We start from the raw sequence: 17,081 nt of genomic DNA on the forward strand, positions 1-17,081 counted from the left end.
GCCGGAACAGGCGTGAAGCCTGCGCAGCGCGTCCGGGTCGGTGCCGGTGAGTTCCGCGAGGGCGTCGGCGCCGAGCCCCGGCCGGTCGGCGAGGTGGTCGGCGATCCCGAGCTCCGCCATGGCGGCGAGGGCCTGGGTGGCCCAGGCGCCGGTCATCACGCCGAGCAACGACACCGAGGGGTCCGGCAGCGGCTCGTGACGGCCGGGCAGCCGGAGTTCGAAGCGGCGGTGCTGCCTGGTGCGGAAGTACAGGACGGTCACGTTCTCATGGCCGTTGTACCCACCACCGTCCGGCACCGCGCCGCCCCGCTCATGGAGCAACGTCCGCAGCCCGGCCGGCACCACAGCCCCCGGCGCGGTGACCGCGAACGCGTGGTGCACCTCGTGCTCGGCGGTACGTTCATCGTCGGCGACAGCCTGCCTCGGGGAGTCCGGCGTTACGGGCAACGCGAAGATCTCCACGCTGCGCCCGTCGACGGGTACGTGCACGATGCCGACCGGGGCGTCGCCGACGAGCGCGCCGTAGCGGCGGACCAGCCGCTCGCGGACCACCACGCTCGGCGCGACCGGACCCGGCTCGAACCCGTGCCGGCGCAGGTCGTCGCAGAGCCCGTCGAGAGAAGCGGGGAAGACGAGCACGGCGGTGTGGTCGAACACGAGGTGGCGGCAGACGTCGCCCCGCTCCTCGGCCGTGAGGCCGGGCAGGATTTCGGCGAGAACCTGCTCGGTGTCGTAGTCGCGGACATGGGCGGCCGCGCGCTCAATTCGCTTCAGATCGGAAGCGGACAGGCAGGCCTGTGCGACAGGGAGGTTCATGAAGGGGTTTCCGATGATCGTGCGGACGGAACCGGGACAGACGTGTCCCGGGGATCAGATGCCGGTGTGGTTCTCGGCGAAGAAGTCCTGATGAGTGCGGGAGGTACGCAGGCTCTCCAGCCGGGCGTACTGGAGCGCCCGCCCATAGCGAGCCTCGGCACCGCCATGGGCCGGACCGTGCAGAAGCGTGCTCATCCAGTGCGAGAACTCATGCGCCCGCCAGACCCGCGGCAGACAGTCCGCGGCGTACCGCGCGAGGCCGTTCTCGTCCCCGCGCGCCAGCGCCTCGTGCAGCGCCCGGGCGAGCAACTCGGCCTGGAGAACGGCGAGGTTGGCCCCCTTGGCCGCCGACGGGCTGATGAGCCCGGCGGCATCGCCGGCCAGCCACAGGCGCCCGGCACCCGGGGTCTCCAGCACATCGGAACGCAGGTCGACGACCGCCTTCTCCAGGACGGCGCCCTCGTGCAGGGGCCCGAACTCGGTCGTCCGCATCCGCGTCGCGAGCTCGGCCCAGATCCGTTCCTCACTCCAGTCGGCGGAAACGGTTCCGCGCGGACACTGGAGGTAATAACGGGTGACGGTTTCCGTACGGGCCATGTGCCCCGCGAACCCCCGCTCGTGCAGGGCGTATCCCACGGCCGCCAGACTGGGCGGCGCCTGGACCAACACCGCCAGCCAGGACACCCCGTGATCCCACCGGTCCGTCCGCACACCCCGCGCTGCCAACGCCCGGCGCGCGACACCCCGGTGCCCGTCGCAGCCGGCGACGAACCGACCTGTCACCTCCGCACCACCGCGCACTCGCACCCGGCCTTCCGAGATCTCCTCGGCCTCGGCCTCGAACCGCAGGTCACCACCGCGCCGTAGAAACTCGGCCACCAGGTCCCGCACCAGTTCCTGCTGGGGATACACGGTGTGCGTCTCGCCCTGCCCCAGCCGCCCGTAGTCCAGGGTGAACTCCCCACGGTCGCTGTGGAACAGACACGTCCGGTGCGCCCGCCCGCGGGCCGGCACCCCGGCACCCAGCCCGTTCTCCGCCAGCACCCGCACGGAGTTCGCCGCGAGGAACCCCGCTCTGGCCCGCCCCTCCACGGCCTCGCGGCCGCGCCGCTCCAGGATCACGCAGTCGACACCTCGGTCCAGCAGCAGATTCCCCAAAACCAGCCCCGCCGGGCCGGCCCCGAGAATCACCACGCCGACCTGCGTTCCCCTGTGGAACCGTTTCCCCATGCCCGTCTCTGAAGTGGAGCGTTTGACAAGGGGTTTCATATCACCCTGATACAGGGCGCAGATACTCGAAAGTGATCAATTGCTCTGTAAGGGTGAGCGATCGCTGCTGCCGCATGATGCGAGCCAACGACGTAGACGGGCAGACGGGTGGGCGCACGCCGACGGGAGTCGGTCGTGGTCCACCCGTCGTCAGGTCAGGCGCCAAGTACGTGTCGTCACCAGTTGTAGACGATGTCCCCGTTGCTGTTGACCATCTTGAACGTCCCGTCTCCCTGGTCGATCACACACCCGAAGCCGCCGTCCCCGGTTGCTCCGCAGAAGGTGTCGGCGCTGGCCGGGCCCGCCGCGGCGATCCCGCCGCCCACGAGAACACCAACTGCGGCGACGGCGACGGCGAGCCGCCCGGCTCGCTTGCGGCCCGGAGTGGTGGTGGTGTTGCGCTGCATGGATAACTCCCTGCTGCCGATGGGTTGTCGGTCACAGAAGGGTTCGTAGCGGACATTCAAGCGGCTTGCTCGCGGCCGAGTTTTGAGTGGCGTAGGCCGTGCCGGACACCTGGAACTGATCGACTCCCGCCGACGTCCTGGCGTGTATGGCACAGGGCGGGAGCACGATGGGTGAGGAGCCGACCTGGGCGGAGCTCCTGCTGAACTTCGCTCTGATAGCGGCCGTCCCCATCGTCATCGGAGGGGCGTTGATCGTTTCCCTCGTCGGGCTGACGGTGTGGGGGACAGCACCGCTGCGGCGACGCAGGCGTTCACGCGCCGCCGACCGCTAGGCAGTTTCGTATCGACCGGCGTCTGTGCCGCTCCGCGCGGAGTTCGTACGACGCTCAGCGCCCGCGCGAGCGCACCGGCGTCAGCGGCTTTTGCGTACCCGGGCCGCCGCGCGGGCTTCCGCGGCCTTACGGGCATCGGCGGCTTTGCGGGACTCCTTCGCGGGGCGGCCCGTACGGTCACCGAGACCGCGGAAGGGGATGTTGCCGGTGGTGGACTTCGTCCCCGTCGGCGGGCGCTTCGCACCAGTGATGGCGGTCAGTTGCGCCTCGCCGGAGCGCACCTGAGTGACCGTCGGCCGGATCCCGGCCTCGGACATCATCCGGTTCACATCACGTCGTTGGTTGGGAGTGACCAGGGTGACCACGGTCCCGGACTCCCCGGCACGTGCCGTACGCCCGCCGCGGTGCAGGTAGTCCTTGCCGTCAGCTGGCGGATCGACGTTGACGACGAGGTCGAGCGTGTCGATGTGAATGCCTCGCGCGGCGACATTGGTGGCCACCAGCACGGTGATCTCGCCGTCCTTGAACTGGCCCAGGGTGTGCGTGCGCTGAGGTTGCGACTTTCCGCTGTGCAGGGCTCCGGCCCGTACGCCGCTGGCCCGGAGGTGACGGGTGAACTGGTCTACGGCGGCCTTGGTGTCCAGGAACATCAGGACCCGGCCGTCCCGCGCGGCGATCTCGGTCGCGGTCGCGTACTTGTCGGCGGGATGGATGTTGAGCTGGTGGTGTTCCATCTCGGTGACCGAGGCTGCCGCCGGGTCGACGGATGCGAGCACCGGGTCGTGGAGGTAGTCGCGCACCAGCTGGTCGACGTTGCGGTCGAGCGTGGCGGAGAAGAGCAGGCGCTGCCCGTCGAGGGGCATCTGGTCCAGGATTTCCGTGACCTGCGGCAGGAAACCCAGGTCGCACATCTGGTCCGCCTCGTCCAGCACCGTGATCCGCACCTGATTCAGGAGGCAGTCCCGGCGTGACACGAGGTCGGCCAGTCGCCCCGGCGTCGCGATGACCACCTCGGCTCCGGTCCGCAACGCGGCCTGCTGCCGGTTGATCGACAGCCCGCCGACCACCGTCGTCAGTCGCACGTTGAGGGTCTGCGCGTACGGCGTCAGCGCGTCGCTCACCTGCTGTGCGAGTTCCCGGGTCGGTACCAGGACCAGCGCGAGCGGGCGCTTCGGCTCCGCTCGCAGGCCTGCGATCCGGACGAGGAGGGCCAGCCCGAAGGCCAGCGTCTTGCCGGAGCCGGTCCGTGCGCGGCCGAGGACATCGCGGCCGGCCAGCGCGTTGGGCAGGGTGGCCGCCTGGATCGGGAACGGTTCCGTCACCCCGAGGCCGGTCATCGCCTTCCTCAGCTCCGACGGCAGCTCGAGTGCGTCGAAGGACGCGGCCGCAGGCAGGCCCGGCGACACCGTCTCCGGCGTCGAAAGGTCGCCCTGCGCCCCTGCCGCCCGCTGCGGTGTACCGGCACGGGAGCGTCCAGGGGTCGACGGCTTCGCGTTCATGAGGGGAACCTTCCTGAAGTGGCGCCCCGGAACGATCCAGGGCCCGTACCCCAGGGCACGGGCCCCGGCGATGTCGAAGCGTGCCCCCATTTTACCAGCGGACGCCCAGCGGCCCGCGGGTCCGGGCCCCCTGCATCACTGCGGTCGCCTCCAGGGACGAGTGGGAACAGTTGTTCGATATCATCTGTGTGTCATAGTCCGAGCCAGAGGCGCGCAGGTGACCTGGATGCGCTCAGTGGTGGCCCGTGTGCGGATGCACGGGACGTGGCATCGGCTGACGCCAGTCGCCCAGCGCCGTGAGGAGAAACTGGCGGGCGAGAAGACGAATCTCGCCCCACGCCGGATCCCCGGCTGCCAGGGCGTCGCCCCAGAGGCCGGTGCGGGAGGTGGCATCGATCTCGCCGAGGCGACGGCCGACGGCCCGAAGATCCAGCAGCTCCTGGGGTTCGAAGACTCCGCGCTCTGCCAGTCCCTCGGAGACACGGCAGAGGAGCTCCACCTCTTCAACGACGGACTCCGTCTCCAGCTCACCTTCGCCCAGCCAGGCAAGCTGATCCTGGGCGTCGGCTGCGAGGAGAGTCATCAACCGCACCGTCCAGGTACGTAGGTGAGCGTCACCGAGATCGTTCATACCCGCAGGATCGCACCAGGCCCCCGCCGGACCGTGTTCGAGGGCCCTTCACTGATCACCGAGGGATGCCTGTCAGGCAAGGAACTCCTCGAACGCCGCCTTCTGCTTCGGATCCATGAAGCCTTGGCGGACATTGCGGGCCTTCTCCTGGAGCCAGTGCGCCTCGTCGGGGTCCAGGAGCTCGGCGACCACCACGCCTTTACGGGCAACCGCCGTGCGCCCGCCCACGCGTCGCCGAAAGAGAGTGAACTCGCCGAACTCCGCCGGGTGGGCCAGTTCCGGCTCCTCCGCCACAGCCTGGTCCTCTTCCCCAGCGCGACCTGTCCGGTAGGCCGTGGGGGCCCAGTGCTCCCAGAGCGCCAGCGTGGCCGCGGGCACCAGCACCGCGCGTTCCGCCTCTTCGCGCCCCTCCCACATGAACGTGACCGTGATGGGCTCGTCGACCGCCTCGGCCAATCCGAGCACCCGCTCCACCTCATCGTTGATCGGGTAACCCACCACTACATCGATCTCAATGCCCATGGTGCCGAGGCTACTTGCCGTCTCTGACATGCCGGACCCGGCGCATACCCGTGCACACTCAGCACGACGAGCCCATCGTCGGCGCCAGAACCACCTGCCACCGCGAGTACGACTGCACCTGGTACAGGTCCGGCCCCGTCAGCATGCCCTGTACCTCGCAGGTCCTTCCCCTTGCCGCTCACCAGACGCGCCCTGGACGTGAGCACGGACGTGGCTGGTGCTGCCGTCGACAGGGGCGGCGCCGCGACTGGTCGGGAAAGGATCGGCCGCGGCTCCAGGTGTCGGTCAGTTTCGGTCAGTTGAGGAAGTCGGCGATGAGCGCGGCGAATTCGTCCGGGGTGGCCAGACGGATGCCGAGGTCTTCGGCTTTGGCTCGCTTGGAGCCGGCGCCGTCTCCGGCGACGACCAGGGCGGTCTTCTTGGAGACGCTGGAGGAGGAGCGGCCGCCGGCGCGTTCGATGAGCTCGTTCATCTCGTTGCGGGAGAGCTTCTCCAGCGCGCCGGTCATGGAGCCGGTGACCACGACGGCCATCCCTGCCAGCGGCAGCTCCGCTCCTTCAACCTCGCCGTCGGCGTCTGCGGTGTTGTCGTCCGCCGGGACGGGCGGGGTGGCACCCGGCTCGGTCATGTTCACCCCGGCTGCGGTGAGCTTGTCGATGAGCGGGGCGAGTTCGGCGAGTTCGGCAACGATGGAGGGGGCTTTCTCGGTGCCGATGCCGTCGACCCGCTGCATCGCTTCGGCGTCGGCGGCCCGGATGTTCTCCATGGTGGCGAAGTAGCGGGCGATACGGCGGGACATGGACCGGCCGGTGCCGCGTACCCCGAGCGCGCAGAGCACTCGCGACAGCGGCTGGTTCTTGGCCGTGGTCAGCGCGGCAAGGAGGTTGTCGGTGCTGGTGTCGCCCATCCGTTCCAGGGCCAGGAGTTGGTCTCGGGTGAGGGTGAACAGGTCGGCGAGGTCGGCGACCAGTCCGGCGTCGACGAGCTGGACGACACGGGTGTGGCCGAGGCCTTCGATGTCGAGCTGGTCGCGGCCGGCCGCGTAGGACAGGGATGCGACCAGGTGGCAGTTGCGGCCGTTCTCGCAGCGCCAGCGCTGTTCGCTGGTGTCGATGGCGGAGCCGCAGTGCGGACAGACCTCGGGGAAGACGATCGGCTGTTCGTCGCCGGTGCGCAGGTGGGCGACGGGGGCTTCGATGCGGGGGATGACGTCGCCGGCACGGTAGACCATGACGTGGTCGCCCAGGCGCAGGTCGCGGCGGGTGATGTCGGCGGGGTTGTGCAGGGTGGCATAGGTGATGGTGGAGCCGTCGATCTCCACCGGTTCCAGGACCGCGCGGGGCGCGATGATGCCGGTGCGGCCCACGTTCCACTCCACTTCGAGCAGCCGGGTGACCTTCTCCACGGCGGGGAGCTTGTAGGCGATCGCCCAGCGGGGGGCGCGTGACCCGGATCCGGCGGTCTGCTGGTCGATGGCAAGGTCGGCCTTGATGACGACCCCGTCGATCCCGAAGGGCAGCTCCGCACGCAGGGCCGCGATCTCCTGCACCCGCGCCAGGACCTGCTCGACGGTGTCGGCGGTGCTGCCGGGCACGGCGGTCGTCGCGGTGGTGTTCACGCCGAGCCCGCCGGCCTGTGCCATCAGGTCACTGTGGGCGCTCTCGCCGAGCTGTTCCGCCAGTGCCGGCTTGGTGTCGGGCAGGGGGAGCAGGCCGTAGCCGAAGAACGTCATCGGCACGGTGTAGGCACGCTCCTTGGCGCGCAGAGTGCCCGCCGCGGCATTGCGCGGATTGGCGAACGGCTGCCCGCCGTGCGCGGTGCGCACCTCGTTGGCGTGCTCGAACTGCGCCGTGGTCATCAGGACCTCGCCGCGCACCTCCACGGTGACCGGCTCGGACAGTTCCTCCGGGAGCCCCTCGATGGTGCCGATCGCGTGCGAGACGTCCTCACCGGCGGTCCCGTCCCCGCGCGTGATCAGCTGTCTCAGACGACCGTGGGTGTAGCGGGCAGCGATCGCCAGCCCGTCGAGCTTCGGCTCGACACTGAAGCAGGTGACGTCGTGGCCGATGCGCCGGGCCAGTGAGGTGGTCCAGGTGGTGAACTCCTCCGGCGAGAACACGTTGTCCAGACTCAGCATCGCCGCCGTGTGCGGAACATCCCCCTCCACGGCCCCGCCGGCGACCTTGCCCGTCGGAGAGTCGGACAGCACCTCATCGGGATGCTCGGCCTCCCACGCCGCGATGCCGCGCACCAGCCGGTCGTAGGCGTCGTCGTCAAGGGACGAGGTGCCGCCCTCGTAGTAGGCGCCCGCGGCCTTCAGCGCATCCTCGACCGCCTGCGCGTAGGCGGCGGCATCCACGATCTGTGCAGCTGGTGTCGTCATGCCCATCATCCTGCCTGCCACCACTGACAATGCCCTCGCGGCGGCCCGGCTCCGGGTAGAAGATCGTTGGAGTCGCTGTGCCAGCGGAGCGGCGGTCACGCCGACCGGCGCCACACTGCGCTGGACGATCCCGGAGGCGACGCGGCCTGGGGTCAGCGCGCCGCCACCTCCCGGCGGGCCGCACCTGGAGGCGGCGAGGCTTTGCCTCAACTGGTGGCTGTCGACGGCCCATCAGCAGTCTTTGCTCGGTTGGTCGGCGCGCACTGACATCGAGCGGCCCGCAGGTATCAAGCCCGCCTGGAAGTACCCCGACACGCACTTCGCCGAGTTCCCCTGGTTCATGGGGACCGCGCGCGTTGGCGGAGCGCTGGACCACCCGAGGAACGGCCGGCTGAGCCGCCTTGCCATCCCAAACCCGCAGCTTCCCCCTGAGAGTCCAGGCTCCGTTACAGACCGCTCGCTCCCCGGCACGTCCACGAAGTCGGATCGCTAGGCTCGCCCCCGTGAGTGAAGACGCCCGCCGCATAGCGAACTTCCGGGTTCACGTCGTACCCGTCGTCTTGGCTCTGGCCAATCCGGCTCGACCCCTCGGTGTTCGAGTACCTGGACCACGTCTTCCACACGCTCTGGGATCACTTCTGCAACGCGAACGAGCCCGAGCGATACCTCGGCGTCAGTCTGAGGACAGAGGAAGAGGTCGCTCTCATACGTGAGTTGGGCGTCGCGCTCAACGCCGCTGGAGACGAGGCGCCCGGCGATACCGACGAGGAGTATCTCCGGGCACCCTCCTGGCCGGACGTGGTCGCCGTCGCAGGTCGCCTCGCTCAGGTCATGGTCGCGAATGACCTTCAGGAACTCGCCGTTCTGCACAATGCCGAGCCCAGTACCGGCCCTCGACAAGAGACGCAGGGGTGAGTGTCCAACCGCGTGACAACGCCCACGCACACCGGCGGACAAGCGCGGCGTCTGGCAGTCATCAGCGCGGGTGAGGCCGCACTGGCCCCTACGCAGCACCCCCCACCCCACGATGCTTCGAGAGCGATGGTCGAACCATCGTCGTCCTCGAACCGGATCAGCTGGCATCAGCAGGTCGATCCGATCCCGTGCCGCATCGCCGCACCAGCGATGACTCACCGGGCAGACGTCTCCAATCAACCGGCCGCCCCTTCATGGAGACCAGCTTCTAGCCGCCCGAGCCGTTCGCGCCGACCCGTGCTTCCGTCGCGGCCGCGGCAGCGCTCCCCGCGTAGGTGATGTTCGGTCGGGGCGCCGGCGACATGCCGGCTCCGAGGAAGTAGTCGACGTGGTGGGACTGCATGTAGCCCTTGAAGGTCATGGCGTTGCGGTAGGCGGGGTTGTGGGCCGGTGTGTAGAGGCGGGTGTTTGTCGGTTGGTTCGTGGTGAAGATGATCAGTTCGTTGTAGGAGGCGTTGGTGTATACGGCCTCCTCGCGCCAGTCGCCGAGGATGTCACCGACGAGGGTGGGGCCGCCCTGGGCGGCTGTGACGGCGCCGTAGTTCCAGGTGCTGACCAGACGGGGGAGGCTGCCGGTCGATGTCGGGTTGAGTGGGTTCCATTTTTCGATCTTGCCGTCGTTGAGGAGTTCCGTGGTGAGGTCGCCGTCCCACCAGAGTCCCAGTTGCGGCCACGGCCGTAGTGAGGTGTTCGGTTCGGTGAGCTGGTTGGAGCGTGCGTTGTACAGGCCCGAGAAGGACCAGACCTCCATGCCGGGGAAGCGTGCGTCGACGTCGGCGGCCATGCCGCGTCCGACGTCGGCGGGGCCGCCGTTGTGCTTCCAGATGATGGAGCCGCTCGCGGCGTCGTAGTAGTACTCGAGGAGGCCACTGGGGTTGTCCTGCTGGACGCCGTAGCCCTCGAGGCCCGGGCGGCTGGGGTCCATGTCGGCGATGTGGAAGCGGTCGCCGTGGACGATGCCCTGGGGGCCCATGGAGTAGCGCAGAGTGCCGTCGCCGTTCAGGACGAACCCGATCTCGGCGACCTCGTCCGTCCCGTCGCCGTTGACGTCGAGGGCGCGGCTGTTGTGTCCGTCGGGTGCGTTCTGGCTGCCGCGCAGCCACGTCCATTCCTGCCTCAGTGCACTGCCGGTGAATTTCCAGGCGGCCATCATCAGGTTGAACGCGCCGTCGTCGCGTCGGTTCTTCATGTAGGCGACCAGACTTGGCGTGGTGCCGTTGAGGTACGCCACCCCCAGACGCGCCCCCATCGGGCCGTCACTCAGGTAAGTGGTGGGTATGGCGGCCCAGTTGCGCAGTGCTCCGGTCCGGCCGTCGAGGATGGCCATGAACTGTCGCGCGTCGTCCGCGTGCGTCCAGGTCGCTCCGTCGCCGAACCTCACGCCGTCGGCGATCTTGAGGGCGACTTCTGCTCGGCCGTCGCTGTCGAAGTCGTAGACCGTGACGCCGTCCCAGTGGCCTACGTCGATCGCGGACGACCCCGGTTCGATGTTGTCCTGGTTCTGGCTGTTCGGCCCCATGCCGACGTCCCAGAGGAAGTCGCCGTCACTGCTGTACGCCTCGAGCTTCTGGGGCGAGGTCTGCCGGTCCACCAGGTAGTCGTACTCGCCGTCGCCGTCGAGGTCGCCGACCCAGACGAACTTCACCGGACCGCCGGAGCGCAGCGGCACGCGGACCACGGGTTCCGTCGCGTGGTTGGCCGTCAACGTGAAGGCCCCGCTGGGCGCCTGTTCCTGGCCACCCACTACCGCGGCCACGCGGTAGCTGTTGGACCGCGTCAAGTCGGCCGTGGAGTCCGTGTAGTTGGTCCCGCCCGTCAGGACGGCGGTGTTGAGCTTGGCGTACGCGCCGCCACCGGTGGACCGGTACACGTTGAAGCCGATGCCCTCCGGGTCCAGGCCCAACAGTCTCCAGGAGACCAGGATCTGGCTGGTGCCGGAGCGCACCGCCACGACCCCGCGTCCGAGGTTCTCCATCACGCGCGCGGCCTGGATCGTCACATCGCCGGCCGCGGCCGGGTCGGGCGAGGCGACGCTTCCCGGGGCGGCGGCCAGGGTGGCGCAGACGGCCAGGACCGCTGAGACGGTGACGGGGAGCCGGTGGGCGGCTCGCCACCGATGCGTTAAATGCACGACGGTCTCCTCGGGTTGCTCTCGGTTGCTCTCGGTTGCGTTCGTGGTGCGGTGCAGCGGACCGGACTCGGCTGCCCTCGTGACCGCCTCGCCGGCGTGACCTCGCGTCGATCGATCGCCAACGAGCGGTCCGGAGTTGAAGCGTTTACACGGTGGCGATGGAAGCATCGTGATGCGTACGCGTCAAGGTGAAACGCATGGCTACATCTATAGAGTTCAGAACGGTCGTCGTGCCCTGGTCGTCTGTGCGCCCCTGAAGTGAAAACGCTTGCACCTCAGCGCGGCGCGCAGGAGGTAGACTCCCGCCCGACGAACCGTGCTCGTGACTCCAGGAGCCCCACGACACGGACGTCCTCCAGAGGGAGCCGTGATGGCCGAATGCCGTCTGTTCCCGGTGGGTGAACGCCAATACCGTGTGCGACCGTCGCGTACTGGGGGGTCTCGTGAACGGTCTCCGCACAGTCATCGTCTGCCTTGTGATCGCGTGCGCCACGGTCGTGTCACCGGCCACGGCTGCACCGCCCGCCGCCGCTGCGAAACCGAGCTGGTCGGCGCTGCCGGTGCCTGCGGCGGCCCCGCCGGTGACCGTGTCCGATCTCGCCGCCCGCGGGCCGGGCGAGGCCTGGGCCACCGGGTACGAGCACGCCACCGACGGACTGCGGCCGATGTTGTACCGATGGGACGGCACGGCGTGGAACCGGGACACCACCTTCCCCGGAGCCGACGAGCTGGGCTGGCTCGGCAAGGTGCAGTTCGTCGGCGAAGAGGTGTGGATTTTCCACAACCGCGCGGGGACAGGGGAGATTCTGCGCCGGTCGGCGAACGGATGGAGTGCCGTCCCGCTGCCGCAGACCCTGTGGACCTACCAGGACTTCACCGCCGTTCCGGGTGCCGCGTGGGTGGTCGGCGAAGACGACACCGGGCTGAAGGTGTTGCACTACGGCGGCTCCGGCTGGACCACGCAGTCCACCCCGGACGGCGTGATCTACCTGATGGGCGTCACCGCGCGTACGGCCACCGACGCCTGGGCCTGGGCGGACACCAACACCGGGACCACCGTCCTGCGTTGGGACGGCACGGCGTGGCGGGACGCGAAGGTGCCGCTGCCGCCCAACAGCAACGTGCACACGATCCTGCTCGAACCGTCCGGCCGGGCCACGATCGGCGGCAGCCAGTACACCGACGGCGTGCCCCGCACCTACCTGATGACCTTCAACGGGCGTACCTGGCACACCACTTACCCCTCGCTGGGCGACACGTACACCGAGGGCATGACGCGCGGCCCGGACGGCGCCCTGTGGCTGCCGGTGCGCAGCGACCGTGCGTTCCAGTCGAAGTACGCACGGGTGGACGGCACCCGCACCACCTTCTCCTACGGCCCGGAGCGCGCGAACGCGATCGACGTCAAACCGAGTGCACTGACGAGGGCCGGGTCCTCACTGCTGTCCTTCGGGACCGTCGAGATCTACGGCTCCAAACCGAACCTGATGAGCGAGCGGCTGGGAGGCTGACCATGGCACGCAGACTTCTCGTCGCGGCCCTCGCCGTCGCCCTGACCGTCATCACCTTCATGACCACGGCCACGGCGGAAACCCAGTCCTGGCAACACGTTCCCGTCCCGGCACAGGTACGCCCACAGGCCGGACTGAACGAGGCCGTGGCACTCGGGCCGGACCGGGCCTGGGTGGTCGGTGCCGACGCCGTCGGCCGCGAGGCGCCGGGCTTCCCGCTGGTGCTGCGCTGGGACGGAACCACCTGGCAGCGCCAGAACCTGCCCGGGATCGGCTGGCAGGGAGAACTGCTGTCCGTCGCCGCGACCTCACCGACCACCGTCTGGGCGGTCGGCCGCGATTCGGCGGGCGGCGCGCACCTGCTGCGCTACGACGGCACCGCCTGGCGCGAGAGCCGGTCGCCGCGCGGGGTCCTGCTGACCCGAGTCGTCTCCGGTGGCGGTGAGACCTGGCTGATCGGCTCACGGGACGGTGCCCAGGTACTGCTGCGCTGGGACGGCCGTGGCTGGCGGGACGTGCCCGTGCCGCCGGGGGCCGTGTACGGCCTGCACATCCTGGCGGCCGACAACGTCTGGGCCGCGGGCGAGACCAGCTCGGGTGCGGCGGTGTCGCACTGGGACGGGCAGACGTGGGAGCAGACGATCGTGGACGGGTTCCCGCGCTCGGCCGTGGGCAGCGTGCTGGCGGTCTCTCCGACGGAGGTGTGGGCGGGTGGCACGGCCGGGTTCGTCGGAGGCCCGGTGGGCCGGCCGATACCGCCGTTGCTCGTCCGCTTCGACGGACACGAGTGGAGCCACGTGACCGTGCCCACCGACTTCGGCGGCATCACGTCACTGTCGCCCACCACGTCCGGCGAACTGGGCTGGGCCGCGGTGGCCCGCTCGCAGAAGTGGGGCCCGCCGGGCAGCACCCCACCGTGGGTCCCCGGACCGGACTTCCTCGCCTGGAACGGACAGTCGTTCGCCGAGTACAGCGAACCGGCGGTGGCCGGGGAGGGAGACTCCAGGACGCTACGGCTGGCACCGGTGCCGGGCACGTCAACGGTGTGGTCGGTCGGCCGCGCCGACGGCCCCGAGGGCACCTTCGCCCCGCGCATTCTGCGGTTCGACTGAGAGCCAACGGGGCCCTGTCCGAAGGCCGTTGGGCACGGTGATCGCACAGCACCGGACTGGCGCCTCGGGGGCCGTCGAACGATGTCGGTGGCGCCAACTAAGCTCCCGCCCATGAGTGAGGCAGACGGAGGTCCCGGCAGACGAGTTGTCGACGGGCGCTTCGAGTTGGAGGGCCGCCTCGGCGGCGGCGGGATGGGAATGGTCTGGCGGGCCAGGGACCTGGTCCTGCACAGGCTGGTGGCGATCAAGGAGGTCCGCCCGCCGGACCGCGATCTCGCCGAGTACGACCCCGAGGCCGCACGGATGCTGCGTGAGCGCGTGCTGCGCGAGGCCAGGGCCCTGGCCCGGATCGACCATCCCAACGTCGTCACCATCCACCACATCGTCGACGGCGGCGAGGGCACCTACCCGTGGATCGTGATGGAGCTGGTCGGCGGCGGCTCGCTCGCCGACCGGCTGGCCCAGGGGTCGATGTCCCCGGCCGAGGCGGCACGGATCGGCCGCGGGGTACTGGCCGCACTGACCGCGGCGCACGACGCCGGAATCCAGCACCGGGACGTCAAGCCCGCCAATGTTCTGCTACGGCCGGACGGACGCCCCGTCCTCACCGACTTCGGCATCGCCGCGATCCGTGAGACGACCAGTCTCACCGCCACCGGCTCCATCATCGGCACACCCGACTTCATGGCGCCGGAACGCATCTCGGGCCACGAGGGCGGACCCGCGTCCGACCTGTGGTCCCTGGCGATGATGCTCTACAACGCGGTGGAGGGCCACCACCCGCTGCGCCGGGGCAGCACCCTGGCCACCCTCGCCGCCGTCCTCCACGAGGACGTGCCGCCACCGGTACGGGCCGGCCTTCTCGGCGACGTCCTGATGAGCGTGCTGGTACGGGACCCGGCAGCGCGGGCCTCCGCCGCTGTCCTGGACCGGAGACTCGCCGTGATCGAGTCGGAGCCGACGACCGGCGCGACGCCCCCGCGCGACGAGCCCACCTCGTACCCCCTGCCCGCACCGACCACGCCCACGGGCCCTTGGTACCCCGGCGCGCCTGCCACTCCTGCCGCGTTCGGGCCCCCTTCGGCCCACCCGATCCCAGGGCCGACAGCACCTCAATCGGTGATCGCCCCTACCCGAGCGCCACGCCGAGGCGCCCCGGGCCGCCCTTTGCTGCTGAGCCTGTCGGGAACCTCGCTCGTCGGCGCCGTAGCCCTGCTGTGGTGGCTACTGCCCCTGGACGACGGCTCCGCCGACCTGAAAACGGGAGGCCCGTCGATGCCCACGTCGTCCTCAACACCCACGTCAGTCTCGGTGCCCACGTCGGTCTCGACGCCGACGTCGGACCAGGATTCGGAGGAGACCGCGACGGGGAGCATGCTCACACCCGCCAACATCCGCATCGCCATCAAGGCGTTGGAGAAGGAGAGCGGACGGAAGAGGTTCGGAAGCTTCTCCGTCTACGACGACTACGTGCTGGCCCGGGTGATGGTCAACGGCAGTGACACCGCATACGAGTCGTACGACTACCGCCCGGGCAAGGGCGCGGAGAAGGGCATCATCGACGGCACCCTCACGAGTAGCGAAAAGCCCTTCGCTGTCGAGGACTTCAACTGGGACAGGATTCCCGCTCTCTTGGCTGAGGCGGAGAAGAAGCTGAACGTCAAGGATGTCGAGACCCGTTACGTGCTGGTGCGCCAACCCGACGTCTTCAACCCTTCGTTCGGGCTGTCGGTCTACCTCTCGGACAAGTACAGCCGTACCGGTTACCTGCGGACCGACACCGAGGGCAAGGTGACGGACGTGAACCCGGCAGAGGACTGACCGTTTCGCGCGGTCGCCCGTGTCTGCCGGCCGTTGAGTATCCGCTATGCTTGATCTTGAGCTGGTCGCCAGAACTCCTGGTTCCCGGTCGCGCGTTGGTGGTCCAAGGAAAGACGCCCCGCTTCCTGCGGGGAGATGCAGGTGCAAGGCCTGCCCGGCGCTCAGAAGCAGAGCCTGTCCCGTCGCAGAATTCGGGACAGGCTCTGTGTGTTTCCGGCCTTCTGGGCCACCTTGAGCCGCGCCGCTTTCCCGTGACGCCGCACATCTCGTGCGCGGCTGTGGCACTGTGGAGATGCTGGCCCGTCGCTCTCCCCCGTAGCGGCGGGCCAGACCTGTGTGCGGCTGTCGGGCCTGCCGGTGCCCTTGTGGCTTCTCGTCGGGCGGCCGAGCCGTGGTGTCGGTCGGTTGTCGGGCGCTGTTGGTGCGATGTCGGTGGCTTGTAGGTAGGCATTGGGATCTTTCCGGAGGAGGCCGGCCGGAGACCACCGGGCGGCCCGATCCCCAAGGAGCCACCATGCAGACACCCGTCACGATCATCGGCGCCGGACTCGGCGGACTCACGCTGGCCCGTGTCCTGCACGTCCACGGCATCCCGGTCTCGGTCTACGAAGCTGAGTCCTCCCCGTCGGCGCGTATGCAGGGCGGGATGCTCGACATCCACGACTACAACGGGCAACTCGCCCTCGAGGCGGCCGGCCTGATGGACGAGTTCCGGGCCACCATCCTGGAGGGCCGTCAGGCCATGCGGGTCCTCGACCGGGACGGGACCTGCCTGTTCGAGGAGGGCGACGACGGCACCGGCGGACGCCCCGAGGTGCAGCGCAGCGAACTGCGGCAGATCCTGCTCGACTCGCTCCCGGCCGGCACCGTCCGGTGGGGGCACAAGGCCAGCGGCACCCGTGCCCTCGGCGAGGGCCGCTACGAGGTGTCCTTCGCCGATGGCGCCACTGTCGTCACCGGTCTGCTGGTCGGCGCGGACGGCGCGTGGTCACGGGTGAGGCCGCTGCTCTCCAGCGCCACACCCGAGTATGTCGGGACGTCGTTCGTCGAGACCTATCTGTTCGATGCCGACACCCGGCACCCCGCCTGTGCGATAGCGGTCGGCGGTGGTTCGTTGATGGCGCCTTCGCCGGGCAAGGAGATCTTCGGCCACCGGGAAAGCGGCGACACCCTGCACACCTATGTGGCGCTGAGCAGGCCGCAGGAGTGGTTCGCCGCCATCGACTTCACCGATGCCGCCGCGGCCGCCGCACGGATCGCCCAGGAGTTCGACGGCTGGGCGCCCGAACTGACCGCGCTGATCACCGAAGGTGACACCGCGCCGGTCCTGCGTCCCCACTACACCCTGCCGGCCGAACACCGGTGGGACCGGGTGCCGGGGGTGACCCTCCTTGGTGACGCCGCCCACCTCGCGGCCCCGAATGGCGAAGGAGCCAACCTGGCCATGCTCGACGGCGCCGAGCTCGGCAGGGCCCTCGCTGCGCACCCCGACGACATCGAGGCCGCGCTCAGCGAGTACGAACAGGCCATGTTCCCCCGCAGCGCCGAGGTCGCCATGTTCGAAGGAGCCGAGATCCACCGGATCGACTCCGAGAACAACACCGCTCAGGCCCTGATCGCCGCGTTCACCCAGGGCAAGCAGGCGTCGTGAGCCGTCGGCCGAGGTCGCCAC

The 17,081-nt window shown here is 69.5% G+C and carries 13 protein-coding genes and 1 pseudogene; 6 read left to right on the plus strand and 8 right to left on the minus strand.

Going from position 1 to position 17,081, the window contains the following annotated elements; genetic code table 11:
* Positions 1-39: 39 nt before the first annotated feature.
* From OHU89_RS45115 to OHU89_RS45125, 3 genes and pseudogenes are all read right to left on the minus strand, one after another.
* Positions 40-816: pseudogene (locus tag OHU89_RS45115) on the minus strand (hypothetical protein); the annotation flags it as partial.
* A 54-nt stretch (positions 817-870) separates the two neighbouring features.
* The gene (locus OHU89_RS45120) at positions 871-2,010 is read right to left on the minus strand and encodes a 4-hydroxybenzoate 3-monooxygenase (protein ID WP_405651575.1); all 1,140 of its coding nucleotides are present in this window, start codon (positions 2,008-2,010) and stop codon (positions 871-873) included.
* 251 nt (positions 2,011-2,261) lie between these two features.
* Complete coding sequence (locus OHU89_RS45125) at positions 2,262-2,492, minus strand: hypothetical protein (RefSeq protein WP_405651577.1); 231 nt, start codon at positions 2,490-2,492, stop codon at positions 2,262-2,264.
* A gap of 167 nt (positions 2,493-2,659) precedes the next feature.
* Between OHU89_RS45125 and OHU89_RS45130 the strand changes: the two genes are divergently transcribed.
* Positions 2,660-2,824 carry a hypothetical protein gene (locus OHU89_RS45130; protein WP_405651579.1) on the plus strand — a complete coding sequence of 55 codons (165 nt, stop codon included), beginning with the start codon at positions 2,660-2,662 and terminating at the stop codon, positions 2,822-2,824.
* Between the two features lie 80 nt (positions 2,825-2,904).
* Here the strand turns inward: OHU89_RS45130 and OHU89_RS45135 are convergent, their stop codons facing one another.
* The 4 genes from OHU89_RS45135 to ligA all read right to left on the minus strand — a co-directional run bounded on the left by OHU89_RS45135 (position 2,905) and on the right by ligA (position 7,859).
* Positions 2,905-4,323, minus strand: a complete 1,419-nt coding sequence (locus tag OHU89_RS45135) for a DEAD/DEAH box helicase (RefSeq protein WP_405651582.1) — start codon at positions 4,321-4,323, stop codon at positions 2,905-2,907.
* 232 nt (positions 4,324-4,555) lie between these two features.
* Complete coding sequence (locus OHU89_RS45140; RefSeq protein WP_405651585.1) at positions 4,556-4,906, minus strand: hypothetical protein; 351 nt, start codon at positions 4,904-4,906, stop codon at positions 4,556-4,558.
* 120 nt (positions 4,907-5,026) lie between these two features.
* Positions 5,027-5,476 (minus strand): hypothetical protein, encoded by a 450-nt coding sequence (locus OHU89_RS45145; protein WP_405651588.1) that lies wholly within the window; start codon positions 5,474-5,476, stop codon positions 5,027-5,029.
* 295 nt (positions 5,477-5,771) lie between these two features.
* On the minus strand, positions 5,772-7,859 hold the full coding sequence (gene ligA, locus OHU89_RS45150; protein WP_405651591.1) for an NAD-dependent DNA ligase LigA: 2,088 nt from the start codon (positions 7,857-7,859) through the stop codon (positions 5,772-5,774).
* Positions 7,860-8,450: 591 nt separating this feature from the next.
* Between ligA and OHU89_RS45155 the strand changes: the two genes are divergently transcribed.
* Complete coding sequence (locus OHU89_RS45155; RefSeq protein ID WP_405651594.1) at positions 8,451-8,774, plus strand: hypothetical protein; 324 nt, start codon at positions 8,451-8,453, stop codon at positions 8,772-8,774.
* A gap of 268 nt (positions 8,775-9,042) precedes the next feature.
* Here the strand turns inward: OHU89_RS45155 and OHU89_RS45160 are convergent, their stop codons facing one another.
* Entirely contained in the window at positions 9,043-10,965 is a 1,923-nt protein-coding gene (locus tag OHU89_RS45160) for a hypothetical protein (protein WP_405651596.1), read from the minus strand.
* A gap of 443 nt (positions 10,966-11,408) precedes the next feature.
* Between OHU89_RS45160 and OHU89_RS45165 the strand changes: the two genes are divergently transcribed.
* The 4 genes from OHU89_RS45165 (at position 11,409) to OHU89_RS45180 (ending at position 17,060) form a co-directional block, all read left to right on the plus strand.
* Positions 11,409-12,476: a hypothetical protein gene (locus tag OHU89_RS45165; protein WP_405651599.1), complete on the plus strand. Its 1,068-nt coding sequence runs from the start codon at positions 11,409-11,411 to the stop codon at positions 12,474-12,476.
* A 2-nt stretch (positions 12,477-12,478) separates the two neighbouring features.
* Positions 12,479-13,588 (plus strand): hypothetical protein, encoded by a 1,110-nt coding sequence (locus OHU89_RS45170; RefSeq protein WP_405651601.1) that lies wholly within the window; start codon positions 12,479-12,481, stop codon positions 13,586-13,588.
* 111 nt (positions 13,589-13,699) lie between these two features.
* Positions 13,700-15,409, plus strand: a complete 1,710-nt coding sequence (locus tag OHU89_RS45175) for a protein kinase domain-containing protein (protein ID WP_405651604.1) — start codon at positions 13,700-13,702, stop codon at positions 15,407-15,409.
* 514 nt (positions 15,410-15,923) lie between these two features.
* A complete protein-coding gene (locus OHU89_RS45180) occupies positions 15,924-17,060 on the plus strand; it encodes an FAD-dependent oxidoreductase (protein ID WP_405651607.1) in 1,137 nt (378 codons plus the stop codon).
* Positions 17,061-17,081 lie beyond the last annotated feature (21 nt).

Origin of the sequence: Streptomyces sp. NBC_00019, assembly GCF_045041015.1 — a bacterium.
In the GTDB taxonomy this organism is placed as follows: Bacteria; Actinomycetota; Actinomycetes; order Streptomycetales; family Streptomycetaceae; genus Streptomyces.

What these genes read in the sequence shown, in the direction of transcription:
- OHU89_RS45180 (WP_405651607.1), top strand. Translation starts at nt 15,924, where the DNA reads ATGCAGACACCCGTCACGATCATCGGCGCCGGACTCGGCGGACTCACG.
- OHU89_RS45135 (WP_405651582.1), bottom strand. Translation starts at nt 4,323, where the DNA reads ATGAACGCGAAGCCGTCGACCCCTGGACGCTCCCGTGCCGGTACACCG.
- OHU89_RS45170 (WP_405651601.1), top strand. Translation starts at nt 12,479, where the DNA reads ATGGCACGCAGACTTCTCGTCGCGGCCCTCGCCGTCGCCCTGACCGTC.
- ligA (WP_405651591.1), bottom strand. Translation starts at nt 7,859, where the DNA reads ATGACGACACCAGCTGCACAGATCGTGGATGCCGCCGCCTACGCGCAG.
- OHU89_RS45140 (WP_405651585.1), bottom strand. Translation starts at nt 4,906, where the DNA reads ATGACTCTCCTCGCAGCCGACGCCCAGGATCAGCTTGCCTGGCTGGGC.
- OHU89_RS45125 (WP_405651577.1), bottom strand. Translation starts at nt 2,492, where the DNA reads ATGCAGCGCAACACCACCACCACTCCGGGCCGCAAGCGAGCCGGGCGG.
- OHU89_RS45145 (WP_405651588.1), bottom strand. Translation starts at nt 5,476, where the DNA reads ATGGGCATTGAGATCGATGTAGTGGTGGGTTACCCGATCAACGATGAG.
- OHU89_RS45130 (WP_405651579.1), top strand. Translation starts at nt 2,660, where the DNA reads ATGGGTGAGGAGCCGACCTGGGCGGAGCTCCTGCTGAACTTCGCTCTG.
- OHU89_RS45175 (WP_405651604.1), top strand. Translation starts at nt 13,700, where the DNA reads ATGAGTGAGGCAGACGGAGGTCCCGGCAGACGAGTTGTCGACGGGCGC.